Source organism: Halobacteriovorax sp. RT-2-4 (genome assembly GCF_047085445.1).
GTDB lineage: Bacteria > Bdellovibrionota > Bacteriovoracia > Bacteriovoracales > Bacteriovoracaceae > Halobacteriovorax_A.
The window spans coordinates 919,453-932,320 of the sequence record NZ_JBKIXY010000002.1; the positions used below are offsets into that span (position 1 = coordinate 919,453).

Annotated in this window: 12 protein-coding genes; 5 read left to right on the forward strand and 7 right to left on the reverse strand. The window is 35.6% G+C overall.

Annotation, left to right across the window (positions count from 1 at the left end):
- Positions 1 to 62: 62 nt before the first annotated feature.
- Entirely contained in the window at positions 63 to 485 is a 423-nt protein-coding gene (locus ACMAYL_RS14935; RefSeq protein WP_146037834.1) for a MarR family winged helix-turn-helix transcriptional regulator, read from the forward strand.
- Here ACMAYL_RS14935 and ACMAYL_RS14940 read toward each other — a convergent pair whose 3' ends face one another.
- Positions 486 to 1,352 carry a radical SAM/SPASM domain-containing protein gene (locus ACMAYL_RS14940; RefSeq protein ID WP_103217749.1) on the reverse strand — a complete coding sequence of 289 codons (867 nt, stop codon included), beginning with the start codon at positions 1,350 to 1,352 and terminating at the stop codon, positions 486 to 488. It abuts the gene before it with no gap.
- Positions 1,353 to 1,451: 99 nt separating this feature from the next.
- Between ACMAYL_RS14940 and ACMAYL_RS14945 the strand changes: the two genes are divergently transcribed.
- Positions 1,452 to 2,330: a hypothetical protein gene (locus ACMAYL_RS14945; RefSeq protein WP_103217748.1), complete on the forward strand. Its 879-nt coding sequence runs from the start codon at positions 1,452 to 1,454 to the stop codon at positions 2,328 to 2,330.
- Between the two features lie 29 nt (positions 2,331 to 2,359).
- Here the strand turns inward: ACMAYL_RS14945 and ACMAYL_RS14950 are convergent, their stop codons facing one another.
- From ACMAYL_RS14950 to ACMAYL_RS14970, 5 genes are all read right to left on the reverse strand, one after another.
- The gene (locus tag ACMAYL_RS14950) at positions 2,360 to 3,472 is read right to left on the reverse strand and encodes a hypothetical protein (protein ID WP_103217747.1); all 1,113 of its coding nucleotides are present in this window, start codon (positions 3,470 to 3,472) and stop codon (positions 2,360 to 2,362) included.
- Positions 3,473 to 3,496: 24 nt separating this feature from the next.
- The gene (locus tag ACMAYL_RS14955) at positions 3,497 to 4,450 is read right to left on the reverse strand and encodes a hypothetical protein (protein WP_392993478.1); all 954 of its coding nucleotides are present in this window, start codon (positions 4,448 to 4,450) and stop codon (positions 3,497 to 3,499) included.
- 45 nt (positions 4,451 to 4,495) lie between these two features.
- On the reverse strand, positions 4,496 to 6,547 hold the full coding sequence (locus ACMAYL_RS14960) for a DUF4105 domain-containing protein (protein WP_412471294.1): 2,052 nt from the start codon (positions 6,545 to 6,547) through the stop codon (positions 4,496 to 4,498).
- 133 nt (positions 6,548 to 6,680) lie between these two features.
- Entirely contained in the window at positions 6,681 to 6,965 is a 285-nt protein-coding gene (locus tag ACMAYL_RS14965) for a hypothetical protein (protein ID WP_412470372.1), read from the reverse strand.
- Positions 6,966 to 7,040: 75 nt separating this feature from the next.
- Positions 7,041 to 7,649 carry a TetR/AcrR family transcriptional regulator gene (locus tag ACMAYL_RS14970; RefSeq protein ID WP_103217743.1) on the reverse strand — a complete coding sequence of 203 codons (609 nt, stop codon included), beginning with the start codon at positions 7,647 to 7,649 and terminating at the stop codon, positions 7,041 to 7,043.
- A 267-nt stretch (positions 7,650 to 7,916) separates the two neighbouring features.
- Between ACMAYL_RS14970 and ACMAYL_RS14975 the strand changes: the two genes are divergently transcribed.
- The 3 genes from ACMAYL_RS14975 to ACMAYL_RS14985 all read left to right on the forward strand — a co-directional run bounded on the left by ACMAYL_RS14975 (position 7,917) and on the right by ACMAYL_RS14985 (position 11,513).
- Entirely contained in the window at positions 7,917 to 8,570 is a 654-nt protein-coding gene (locus ACMAYL_RS14975) for a lysophospholipid acyltransferase family protein (protein ID WP_103217742.1), read from the forward strand.
- Between the two features lie 154 nt (positions 8,571 to 8,724).
- The gene (locus ACMAYL_RS14980) at positions 8,725 to 10,431 is read left to right on the forward strand and encodes an ABC transporter ATP-binding protein (RefSeq protein ID WP_103217741.1); all 1,707 of its coding nucleotides are present in this window, start codon (positions 8,725 to 8,727) and stop codon (positions 10,429 to 10,431) included.
- A gap of 107 nt (positions 10,432 to 10,538) precedes the next feature.
- Positions 10,539 to 11,513: a YheT family hydrolase gene (locus ACMAYL_RS14985; protein WP_103217740.1), complete on the forward strand. Its 975-nt coding sequence runs from the start codon at positions 10,539 to 10,541 to the stop codon at positions 11,511 to 11,513.
- A gap of 29 nt (positions 11,514 to 11,542) precedes the next feature.
- On the opposite strand, the gene ACMAYL_RS14990 is transcribed toward ACMAYL_RS14985, so the two are convergent.
- Entirely contained in the window at positions 11,543 to 12,688 is a 1,146-nt protein-coding gene (locus tag ACMAYL_RS14990) for a trypsin-like serine peptidase (protein WP_412471295.1), read from the reverse strand.
- Between the last annotated feature and the right edge of the window lie 180 nt (positions 12,689 to 12,868).

Sequence of the window (12,868 nt, forward strand, 5' to 3'; positions counted from 1 at the left end):
CAGCAGCTCTCCAGCTGCTGCATTAATTTACGATCGGTACATCCTTGGTTTATACTAAAGACGTGAAAGACTTAGAATTTTCAAGAATACTTTTAGATGTCATGCCATTTATTATTCGCTCTATTAGAAGTGAACTCAGAGAAGCGGCATCCCCACATATTTCCTATCCTCAATTTAGGGCGCTCTCCAATATTGGCCGAGGACTAAGTACAGTTGGAGAACTAGCTGATCACCACGGAATAAGCCAGCCTGCAATGACTAAAACTATTAATATTTTAGTGGATGAAGAACTCGTAATAAAAAGTAAGTCTAGTGAAGATGCCAGACAAACGATTCTAAGCTTAAGCCCTAAGGGCCAACAACTTTACAGTGATGTGTGGAGTGAAGTTCAAGAAAAGATCTCTCTTAAACTAAAGAACTTTCCAATTAAAAACCGTAAAGCGATGGTTTCTAACTTACAAAAATTGAAAAGTATTATTAATTAATTATTTTTGAAATCGATTGATATATGTACAGTGCTGACAGAACTCTTCAACACGCTTATTATTATCAAACCCCTGCCTCATTGCGACTGCTCGTGGAGAACTAAGGATTGCTTTTAAGTCTTGATCAATTGCATTTCCTAATGGAATTTGACTTTCTTTATCCAGACAGCAAGGAACAACAGTTCCATCTGCATGAATTCCAATATGTGTTTTTAGGGCATGACAGCGCCCTTGTGTTCCTTGGTTTGGAAGATTCCAATCAGGCCAATCAAAATGTGAGTCAAAGTGAAGATAAACCTTATTCCAAATTCTTTTACTCTTAATCGACTCAACTTGAGTACGACGATTAATTTCAATATCGTAGAATCTCTCTAGAGTCTGAAACACCTCTTCATTTTCTTTCATAATTTGTTCATTACGGCCTAGGTTCCAAAGACGATAATTTACATATGTTTCAGGTGAAGTTTCATTTAACTCTTTTGAAAAATCTAAAATTGGTCTTAGGTAAGTATTGAAGTCGCGATTTGGGAAATTGTCTTTATAACTTTGAATCGAAAAATTAATCTGTCTTAAAACTTTGCTTTTAAGAAGAATTTCTTTTCGAGATGCAATGACCACCCCATTAGTTGTAATTTGAACTGGGACCTCATTACGCTCACATATCTCCATAATCTTCACGAAGTTAGGATGTGCCAGTGGCTCTCCCATTAGATGCAGACACACTTGCTTTGCAAGAGGCTTTGCCTGGATTAAGACTTTTTCAAAATCTTCTGGCGTCATGACCTTCTTATCTCTTTCTACAACAGGACAGAACGTGCACTGCAAGTTGCAAATATTTGAAATTTCAATGAAGATTCTATCTAGCATGAGACTTTCTAACACGCTTCATCAAGATTTGTCAGGTTTTTTTGACGAACAAGAAATACAACTCGATAATTATTATATTAAATAAATTTAGGGGGAAAGATGAAACAAGTACTACTAGTCGTAATTATATCTTTGATTGCATTTGCATCGGAGGGAAATCTTGATTCATTCTGTGCATCTAAAAAAGGTGATACTGGCCACTATAAATCAGGATCAAATTATTACATTTTCAAAGGGCCATTTCTCTATAAATTTGAAGAAGAACAAATTAGATTGATTTTTTCAAAGTATGAAATACGTTCAGTAAAGGAATATAAAGGTAAGCTTTATATCCTGACACCAGATTATGTATTTGTACATAATCTCAATAATTACGAATTTGTAACAAGCTTCCCTTCAACCCACTTACCAATTATACAAAAACATCAATCAGCACAAGATATGACAATAATGAATGATAAACTTTTTATCGCTCATGGCTCTCTTGGACTAATGAAGATCGACCTATCTTCATATAATGTAGAATCAGCTCACAACTTCGACCTACCCCACGATTCGAGCCAAGTTTCGACTGCCACTGGTATTGATAATGACGGCAAACGAATCTTTGTTATGCTTGATAATGTGACTTATAACTTTTCGACAAAGAAGAGAGCTTTTGAGGGTCTTGTTATTCTAGACGAAAATATGAATCAAGATAATGTTCTTTCAATTCGTCAAAACAGAGAAGCTCTTCATATGCCTAAAGCAGTTATTCATAATGGTTTTTTAATTTCAAAAAATATTCAAAACCTCTACTTTTATGAAATAAGTGAACTTAATAAGATAAAGTCACTGTGGCCAAAAAGAAGGCTTTATGACTTTGCTGGAGATGATCTAGCATCGACTCCTGCTATTGTAGATGGTAAGGTCTATGGTTGTTTCAATCAATACGACGGACTAACTTTCAAATACTTTCACAGAGAATTTAAACTATAAAAAAGCCTAGGAAATCCTAGGCTTTTTTCTTATTTTAATCCGTATAATGACTCTAGCTTTTGATCTAGCTCTGGTACTGTTAATTTCATCTTAATATAAGTATCTATTAAGTTATCATTTAGAAGACGGTTTAAGTCCTCTCCATTTTCTAGCTGTTGATTGATATTGTAGCGAATTAGATCTCGTAATCCCTCAATCCCTTCAATATCACCTCTCTCCATCATCGCTTCAACTTGAGCTCTCTCTTTTCTATTAAAGTCAAAAAGATGAGAGATTCCAGTTGTTGCTTGAGAAACAAGATAGAATGCAGCTCCAACACCCTCTGATGTTAAAGTGATTCCCTTTCCTGTGTACTCAGTACCTTTCTCAAGATTATCAGCGCCAATCAGAAGTTCAGTTAACTTTGACGACTCAACACTTGCCTTCTCAATTAGCTTAAATACTTCTTCTAAAGTCATAACAGAAATATCGATAGGCTTCTCTAGAACTCTTGATAGAAAATCATTAATATCTGTCAATAACTCACTACCTTTAGTTGTTCCATCTAGAGCTAACTCAATTAATTTTTCAAGATGAGTCATTCTTGTGGCCTTTGAAAGAAGATCTGCAATTTCTTCAGTTGCCATCGTTGAAATATCAAGAGGTTTTTCCAGAACTCTTGATAAGAACTCATTAATATCAGTTAACAATTCAGATGCTTCTGATGTTCCCTCAAATGCAAGATCAATGATCTTAGTTAAGAATTCTTCAGTTTTATCAGAACTTGGCTCTAAATAAACATAGATCTTTCTTGTTACCTCAATTGAAGACTTAGTCGCTTTACCAGATACTTCAAAAACCATAGCAATTCCGTCCGCAGTAAGACGGAACGCTGGCTTAGAAAATTCTGAAAGATTAATAATTTCTTCAGCTACTTTTTCTGAAGCACGGTACGAAGATTGGAGCCCTTTTGAAATTAGAGCTTCCAGCTTCTCTCGAGTAAAGTCTGCGACTTTTACCGTTTGTCTCGTTGAACTCTTGCCCGCATCATAGATTGCTTCTGAAACCTTTGAAGAGGCATCAAATGCAGCATCTCTAATATCGGCACCTACTGTATTAAGTGATAATAGAGTAAGTAAAATAGCTGAAGTTGTTCTTTTCATTATTAATCCTTTTTAAAAAAGTTATTATTTTACAATTTGACGTCCGTAGATTTCCTCTAGCTTATTCTCAAGATTAGGAACTGTTAGTCTAAGCTTGATATAAGTATCGATCGCATTATCATCAAGAAGCTTATTAAGATCCTCACCGTTTACAATTTCTTCATTGATATTGTGTCTAATTAGATCACGTAGCCCAGCAAGACCTTCAACGTCACCTCTTTCTACCATTTGCTCAATTTGCTCTCTTTCTTTTCTATTGAAGTCAAATAGTTGAGAAATTCCAGTAGTTGCCTGTGATACAAGATAGAACGCAGCTCCAATACCATTTGAAGTTAAAGAAATTCCTTTTCCAGAGTACTCAATACCTTTTTCAAAGTTTTCTGCACCTAAAAGGAACTCTGATGCTTGAGTAGACTTTTCACTTGCTTTTCCGATTAGCTCAAAGATCTCTTCAAGAGTCATCTTAGTTATATCAATTGGCTTCTCAAGAACTCTTGAAAGGAATTCATTAATGTCAGTAATTAGCTCTGATGCTTCTGATGTTCCTTCAAATGCAAGCTCTAGAAGTTCAGTTAAAAATTCACCTGTTGCTTCAAGAGTTGGCTCAAGGAAGATATAGATTTTCTTAGACACTTTTAAAGTTTGCTTTGTCCCTTTACCAGAGATTTCAAATACCATTGCTAGGCCATCAGCTGTAAAACGAAAAGCTGGCTTAGATACTTCAGATAGCTTTACAATTTCTTTAGCTAGTTTTTCAGAAGCTTTATAAGATGACTCTAAGTTCTTAGAAATAAATGCCTTTAGGTGCTCACCAGTAAAGTCAGCCACTTCAACCGTTTTATCTGTAGCGCTTTTTCCTGCATCATAAATAGCTTCAGAAACCTTTGAAGATGCTCCAAGAGATGCATCTCTTACCTCAATAGCATTTGCTTGAAGTGCCATAAGTGTCATAAGTGTCGCTGTAGTAAGTTTTTTCATAATTTTCTCCTCTTTTTTTGTTTTTTGTTTTTTGTTTTTTGTTTGTTATTTATATGCTTTCATTGAAATAATTCTTGCTTGATCACGAATATTTCTAATTAGATCTAGTAATCTTGCTAAATCTTGAACTTCTTTTTCATAGTTACTTTTTACGTCTTCTAGTAGCTGATTTTCGATCTTCTCTAGCTCTGCGCTTTTCACATTATGTCTATCAAAGTCAGAGTCTCTTAAGACTAATGGAATTCCGTAGCTTGAGTCATTGGCCTTTACACGGCTAGACTTTCTCATTTCATTCCACTCTTTAATTCTTAGACCAAGCGGTGTTTCTTCTTCCATATTCTTATCCAGGAAGTTCCCAACCTCTTCATCAATTGAAGATTGTTTAATTTTAAAGATTGCACCTGTTAGGATTGAAAGATCATTAAGTTTTCTTTCCACATCAACTGTTTCGCTAAGTTCATTTAATTCTTCAAATTTAGAAAACAGACGATCAACATCAAATTCTTCTAAAATATCTTTAATAAATTTTTCTCTTTTTACTTCTTTGTATTTATGATCACGGCCACCACCTACACGACGTCTTCTAACAGTGTAGTCTGATTCTTCAACTCCAAATAAAGATGTTTTTACTTCTTTTAAAAGTTCAATATCACTTGGGAAGAACATTCCTTGCTTTTGGGCTTTTTGTGTATCTTCTAAATCCTCTTCCTTAGAGAATTCACTTTCAGTAAATTTATCTAGCAGAGAATAAGGAAGGATTACTCTCTCATAGGCAAATTCATTATTTGGTAGAGCTGATTGAAAAAGCTCATTAGACTCTGAAGCACAGTTATTAGTGATAAACTTATAGTCACCTTCATATTCCCAATAAACCTCTAACACTTTATTGATGAAGTCTGTTTTTTGTTCTTCAGATAAATAGATTGGTTGGCTAATAAGATCCCTTAACTCTCCGCCGTTATACTCATTAATAACCTCAGGGAAAGAAAGCATGAATAGAACTGAGTCGTATCCACCAAGAACACCTTTTAACATGTCACTTTTGATATCTGTAACATTGGCACGGTAAGAAAGAACAACATGATAAAGCTTGTCTTTTAAACACTTCTCATCAACCTTCTTTCTAAAAGGTGCACAAAGAACAATACGATACATTGAGTGACCAAATCCTGAGATCATTGAGTCACCTTTTGAAGCAAGTAAATAATCGATTCGGTAAACACGACTTGGATCGATATCTCTAGTAACTTTTAAGTCATCTAAAACGATTTCAGAAAAGATCTTGCAATCGTAATTAGGAAACGGAATATGATTTAATAGCTCACTATAGAACTTGTAATAAGACGGTCTTCTACACTTGTACTCTTTATCCATTAGGAAAAATTCAAAATTTACAGCGTTATGCTCTTTTAAATTTTCAAATTCATAAGCGTCGACAGATCTTTTAGACGATAAGTTTTTCGTTTTCTTAGAAAAGAATCCTTTTTTCCAGTTTGCAAGTTTGTAAAATGAAAATAGGCCACTAATAGAGTTTCTATTCGTATCTTGGGATAGAATTGCTCGACACTCATCACTTACATGATTACGATCTTCTTTTTCATCACGACAAATTTTTGCTTTTCTCTTATGTTCTTTTGTTCTAACTTTTTTAAGGTCATAAAGGTGGGCCAATTCATGCAAGATTGTAGCTTGTGCTTTTCTTACATAATTCTTATGACCACAGTTAAACTGCTCAATACTCTCGTCACCGTTAATAATCTCTTTTATAAAGAGTGAAGAGATATTGATTTCATCGCGATCAAAGTAGCTTACACTTCCGTATTTTACTGGAACTGATTCGTTACAACGATCCTTTGGAAAATTTCTAATATTTTTATTCTCTTTAAAATCAGAGAAAGTAATTTCAATTTTCTCACCAATAGCTTCTCTTACTGATGTAGGAATCTTTTCATCAACTTGTGCGATAAATACTTCAAGAGTTTTTGTAAATTCTTTTGGAACGCTGTCTTTATTAAGCTTTAGGATTTGCCCACTATAAGCAAAAGTCACCCCTGTTAATAAAGTAGTCAGTAAACTCTTAAAGATTAGGTCTCGCATAATATTCCTTAAACAGTTGTACAAAGTTTGTTCAGCAATAAAGTCAGTAGAAGGCTGAAACTCCGTTCAATTTCTTTTATTTGAAATATTATGTTGCAATAGGGGTGCCAATTTAGAATTGGTTCATAGAAATCTAGTAAAGGCGTATCTTATCACTATTTAAAGAGCCTAACTCTTCTCCACAAATATTTGTAGGTGCCTGACCTTGTGGACCGAGAGGAACTGTCTCTAAGAGTGTTCCTTCAATATCCCTCTCATCGGTATGGCCACGACACTCAATTGCACTAGAAGTATAGGAGATAACCTTATACTGATAGATACTTGCCGGAGCTCTTAGCGGAGAATCCACTCCCTCATCAAGGCATGACAGTAAGAGAATGATAAAGAATATGATTGAGAATATTTTTTTAAAGGGCATATCCTACTTTTCGGAGAGCTTCTAGGACGAGGAGACTTAATTAAAGTAAAAAAGGGAGCCGTAGCTCCCTTACTATTAATTTGAATTTAGGCCACCTAATAGATGGCGAGAAGTGAAGCGAATGTAATCAATACTCTCTTCAGCTCCAAATGAAGATGTGTAGGCGTGAAAGCTAGATAAGAAGTGATGCCAAAGCATTCTTCTAAAGCCTTCTTCCTCTTCTGTGCGAATAATAATTCCAGCACTTCTAAACAACGGTTGTACCCATCCCCAATAAAGATCAACAATCTGTGGGGTCAACCTAGCGGCGACTGAGTCATTATCGGCCATATTCTTTGTATTGTACGCAAGAGATAAAAATTCATCAGCGATATTTTTGTGAATCATTAATTCTTGAAAAATCGCCTTGTAATTATTTGCAAGATTATCAGCGTTTGATTCATTCTCTTCAACGCGGAAAGGCTTGTTCGTAATTGCAGAATTCAAATTTTCTCTAAATAGACTGAAGATGACATCCTCTTTCGACTTAAAGTAATTATAGTAAGTTCCAATCCCCAATCCACACACTTGGGCCAATTCTCGCATTCCTACTTCATCGACCCCTTTTTGAGTAAATAATTCCATTGAGTTTTTTAGAATCATTTCTCTCGTTCTTTGTTTCTTGATTTCTCGTAAACCTGCCATAACACCTCCTTCATGGTCAGCGTAGAACAAGTAGCTCCCGAGCTAATTGGTCGAGAACTCTTTCTAATTTGATCATAGTCGATTCATGGATGACGCTCATCTTAATTAAGTTAAAAGATGGTAATTCGTAGGTAAAAATTTAGTCAGCTGATCTTCATCATTGCCCATTATATGTACTTTTTGAGAGATTATTGACTAATTTATAAACACCGATTTTTTTTAAATTGCTTAATTTACGAAGAATCTTAATTTTGAGATAATGATTAAATGTCTATATTATTAAAATTAGTTCCTACATTAGTTTCTTGGTACCTAAGATTTGTTAAGTTCACATCAAAAATTGTTGTTTTAAATCCTGAGAACTTAGATCTGGCAAAACAAATGGGAAATCATGGAAATTACGCCCTGGCCGTATGGCATGAGCATTACCCGACTTCAGTTTTAACAGAACTTGATACGGGACTAATTACAATGGCATCTCAATCAAAAGATGGAAGCCTAGCTGCAGACACAATTGCAAAATTAGGATTTAGTCCAACTCGTGGAAGTTCATCACGTGGAGGAGCAAAAGCACTACAATCAATGATCGAACAAATAAATGAGAGCAGACTTAATTCTGCTATTACAGTCGATGGACCGCGCGGGCCAAGCTATGTCCCAAAAAAAGGCATCCTCGTTGTAAGTCATGAATGTGAAACACCTGTACTTTGCATTCAATCTATTTCCACTCGCCGCTTTTGCATCAGTAAGAGCTGGGATAAAACAAAAATTCCTAAACCTTTTGGACGTATCTACGTCGCTTACGGTCAGCCTTTTCAAGTAGAAAGTCTAAATAATGATGATTTAAAAGCTTATAGCGAGCAGATTGTCACAACGCAACAAGGCCTTACAGAGCAAATTCGTAAGTATGTAGAATACTAAGCTACTGAAATCATGTAAATTGTCGAGATTTTTTGATGAATTAAGTCGTGAAATAATGTGTCGTTAGTGGTACAAATTTAAGTTACTATTAAGATTTCAAAAAGATTTTATTATAATCAAGAATTGATCAATATTGTTTAAAAAGTGAGATGCTATGGCAGAGAATATGCTGGAAATTAAAAACCTTACAGTTGAATTTCAAACAGAAGATGAAAGAGTTAAGGCCGTAAAAAGCTTAAACCTAAGTATTCCAAGAGGAAAAACTGTTGGGCTTGTTGGTGAATCTGGTTCAGGTAAGTCAGTAACATCTTTAGCAATTATGGGACTTATTCCTAACCCTCCTGGAAGAATCAGTGAAGGTGAAATTCTTTTTAATGGTGAAGACTTAACTAAGGCTTCTAATGAAAGAATGAGACAACTTCGTGGTAATAAGATTGCAATGATCTTCCAAGAGCCAATGACTTCTCTAAACCCTGTATTCACAACAGGTAATCAAATTGATGAAGTTCTTATGCTTCACCAAGGAATGACTAAAGAGGAAGCTCGTAAGAGAACAATCGAATTATATGAAGAAGTAGGTATTCCTTCTCCTAAAGAATCAGTAGATAAATATCCACACCAAATGTCAGGTGGTCAAAAGCAGCGTGTAATGATTGCGATGGCAATGGCATGTGAGCCTGAACTTCTAATTTGTGACGAGCCGACAACTGCTCTTGACGTTACAATCCAAAAGCAAGTTCTTGAACTAATGTTTGATCTTCAAAGAAGACACAACATGAGTATGCTATTCATCACGCACGATTTAGCAGTAATTGCTGATATCGCTGATGAAGTTGCGGTTATGTTTAGAGGTGACCTAGTTGAGCAAAATACAACAAAAGCACTTTTTGAAAATCCACAACACCCATATACAAAAGGACTTCTAGCTTGTCGTCCAAGTCTAGATGAAAACCCAGTTAGACTTTTAACTGTAGATGACTTCTTAAATGCAAAAGAAGATATTGATGTTTCAAGCCTTGAAATGAAAAAACCAAGAGCAATTAACGAAACAGATAATCCAGTTCTTCTAGAAGTTAAAAACTTCAACAAGCACTTCCCTATTAAAGGTGGTATTTTTGGTCGTACTGTTGACTGGTTTAAGGCCGTTGACGATGTAACGATTCAAGTTAGAAAAGGTCGTACTCTTGGTCTAGTTGGTGAATCTGGATGTGGTAAGACAACTCTTGGTCGTACAATCCTAAGACTACTTGAGCCAACTGCTGGTGAAGTTATTTATGACGGAATCAACGTTACTAATTTAAATAAAAAAGAAATGAGAGAGATGCGTGAGAGAATGCAAATCATTTTCCAAGATCCATACTCTTCTCTAAACCCACGTATGACTATTGGTGATATCGTAACAGAACCAATGGTAATTCACGGAATTGGTGGATCAAAGAAAGAAAGATATGCTGTAGCAGCTGATCTTCTTGAAAAAGTAGGACTTAGAGGTGATCACCTTAATCGTTACCCACATGAGTTCTCTGGTGGTCAACGTCAACGTATCTGTATTGCACGTGCCCTATCTCTTAAGCCAGAGTTTATCATCTGTGACGAGTCAGTATCTGCACTAGATGTATCGGTTCAAGCGCAAGTACTTAACCTACTTCAAGATCTTCAAGATGAACTAGGTCTAACTTATATCTTCATTTCACACGACTTATCTGTAGTTAAGTACATCTCGGATGAAATCGGTGTTATGAACAAAGGTAAGATTGTTGAGTACGGACCAGCACACGAGGTTTATCGTAACCCACAAGATGAGTACACAAAGAAGCTTCTAAGCGCTATTCCGAAAGGTGTTCCTAAAGAACTACTTTAATTAATTTTCTAAACTAATTTTTAGATAAATTCATAAGAAAGGAGGTCATTGACCTCCTTTTTTTATTTCCACTTTTTGCGTTATAATATTGAGATGGAGGAAGCGTAATGCCTGTCATCGAATCAAGATACACTTGTCATCAGTCTCTACAAAATGGTCATTTACAAACGATCATCCCATTCTTTATAAGAAGAACCCCTAGACATAAATTTGAGAAGCGAACACTGACAACTCCAGATGGAGACTTTCTACGCTACTATAGATCAACAACAAATTCTCCACTTGAAAACAAACATCTCATCATCATCTCCCACGGTTTAGAAGGAAATGGTCGAGACCGCTATATTGTGGACATGATGAAAAAATTCAATTCTCAAGGTTATGATGTCATTTCCTGGGATATGCGCTCGTGCGGTGGAGCACTAAATCGAACTAAAAAGTTTTACAATGCTCAAGACTATCACGACTTAAAATTTCTCGTCGATAATGTTTCTGACGAATATGAGCATGTCTCTTTAATGGGAATTAGTCTAGGTGGTGCAATTACTGCAAATTATCTAGGAAGACACCCCGAGGTTGTTAATCATAAGATTTATCGCGGCTTTATTCTTTCTTCACCAATGGACTTAAATGGTTGCTCAGTGAAATTAAAAACTGAAATTTCACGTCATATCTATCGTCATGTTTTTGTTTATTCCATGAGAAAGAAAGTGATCGAGAAGGCCAAGGTTATGGAACTTCCTGTTGATCTAGATAAGGTGAAAAGTATTAAACATATTGATGATTTTGATGAGTATGTTACGGCGCCTATCTATGGCTATCGTGACGGTAATCACTATAGAGAAGAAGCTTCACCAATTAGTCACTTGGAAAAAATTCGTGTCCCATTTTATATTCTTAACGCCTATGATGACCCATTCTTATCGGAAGAAAGTTATCCATATGAATTGGCCCAAAGGAAAAGTAATTTATACCTCGAAGTACCAAAAAATGGTGGTCACGTAGGGTTTATAAAATCTCCCTCTGAAAAATATTATTGGTATGAACATCGTATTTTAGATTTTTTGAAAATGAAGCTATAAGAAAGGCCTCCGATTGGAGGCCTTATTATTTATTTTTTAAATTCTACTTTGTATTGAGCCTTGGCCCCTTTATAACCGTAAACTTTGATATAGTAAGTATTTGAAGAGTTAACTTTTAGCCTTACTGCTTCATTGTCACTTGAAGATTCTTTACGAGATACAACTTTATAACTTGATCCCATTTTCTTTAAAACTTCAAAGTCTAGATCACCTTCACTATGAGAGAAAAAGATTTTAAAGTCTAATACTTCACCGGCCTTCATTTCTGCTTTGTAAAAATCAACATCTTCTTCGCTATCGATTTCAACATTTTGAGAGAAACTTGATCCTAACTCTGTTGCCGTTTCAGCAGTATTATTATCAGAGCTTGGTGTATCTGAAGAATCACTATCATCTTGATCTTGTGCTAAAACACTTGGGAAGTTTTCTAAGATGAAAGGAACAATTCGACTCATTGATACTGCACCATTGTAAACTCCGCGTCCTCCCCATCCGCCGTAACCAGCGTGGTGGATTGCATATACCTTGTCAGAGTCTGCGTTAAATACTGGTGAACCTGAAGATCCTCCCAATGTATCCGCATCGTATAGAACATCTCCTCTTAGGCCAACAACTTTCCCTTCAGAAACCTTCTTCGTCCAGTCACAATCATAGTCTGTGTAGTAATCACAATTTTGGTGGATAACATAAACACTATCACCTTCTACTGGCTCAGTTGTATCTAATTCAACCTTACCATATGTCTGTCCAGGATTTCCCTCACACTTAACAAGTGCAAAATCTAGTTCCTCATCATTACCGATAAATTCACTACATTTGATTTCACCTTGGTTAGACTTTGAAACACCTTTTTCGTGTTTCATAAAAACTTTCATTCCTACAACATCAGCAGCACTAGTGATGCAGTGATGGTTTGTCATTAAAATATTGTCTGAGATTAAGAAACCAGTACAACGGCCAGTATTTGAAAATTGAATGTCAGCTACCGCTTTTGAATTCTTTCTAACTTCTGATGATTCATCAAAAGCAATTACTTCTTGCCAGTTAACATCACCAACGATGATTGAACCTGTCGAAACATCTGCGTTTGATGAAGCAGGAACACCTTGGCCACATGAAACTGTTAAGAATGTGGAAACAACTACTAATAAAAACATGGAACTTCTTACTGACATTACCCTCTCCTCCAATCTTCCTTATGGAATTCTTCAAGTCCTTTTGTGAACTTGTTGATTGAGTAATTTATAAGAAAATAAACATGATTTAAGAACCTAGGTGTCTTTTTTATAGGTCAATAATGCTTAAAGTTAAGCAAATGTAAGAAATGAATTAAAAATGACAAAGAATAGCGGTGC

Bases quoted from the DNA above. Each gene is read 5' to 3' on its own strand.
- ACMAYL_RS14980 (WP_103217741.1), top strand. From the start codon at position 8,725: ATGGCAGAGAATATGCTGGAAATTAAAAACCTTACAGTTGAATTTCAA.
- ACMAYL_RS14940 (WP_103217749.1), bottom strand. From the start codon at position 1,352: ATGCTAGATAGAATCTTCATTGAAATTTCAAATATTTGCAACTTGCAG.
- ACMAYL_RS14945 (WP_103217748.1), top strand. From the start codon at position 1,452: ATGAAACAAGTACTACTAGTCGTAATTATATCTTTGATTGCATTTGCA.
- ACMAYL_RS14970 (WP_103217743.1), bottom strand. From the start codon at position 7,649: ATGGCAGGTTTACGAGAAATCAAGAAACAAAGAACGAGAGAAATGATT.
- ACMAYL_RS14960 (WP_412471294.1), bottom strand. From the start codon at position 6,547: ATGCGAGACCTAATCTTTAAGAGTTTACTGACTACTTTATTAACAGGG.
- ACMAYL_RS14990 (WP_412471295.1), bottom strand. From the start codon at position 12,688: ATGTCAGTAAGAAGTTCCATGTTTTTATTAGTAGTTGTTTCCACATTC.
- ACMAYL_RS14955 (WP_392993478.1), bottom strand. From the start codon at position 4,450: ATGAAAAAACTTACTACAGCGACACTTATGACACTTATGGCACTTCAA.
- ACMAYL_RS14965 (WP_412470372.1), bottom strand. From the start codon at position 6,965: ATGCCCTTTAAAAAAATATTCTCAATCATATTCTTTATCATTCTCTTA.
- ACMAYL_RS14975 (WP_103217742.1), top strand. From the start codon at position 7,917: ATGTCTATATTATTAAAATTAGTTCCTACATTAGTTTCTTGGTACCTA.
- ACMAYL_RS14985 (WP_103217740.1), top strand. From the start codon at position 10,539: ATGCCTGTCATCGAATCAAGATACACTTGTCATCAGTCTCTACAAAAT.
- ACMAYL_RS14950 (WP_103217747.1), bottom strand. From the start codon at position 3,472: ATGAAAAGAACAACTTCAGCTATTTTACTTACTCTATTATCACTTAAT.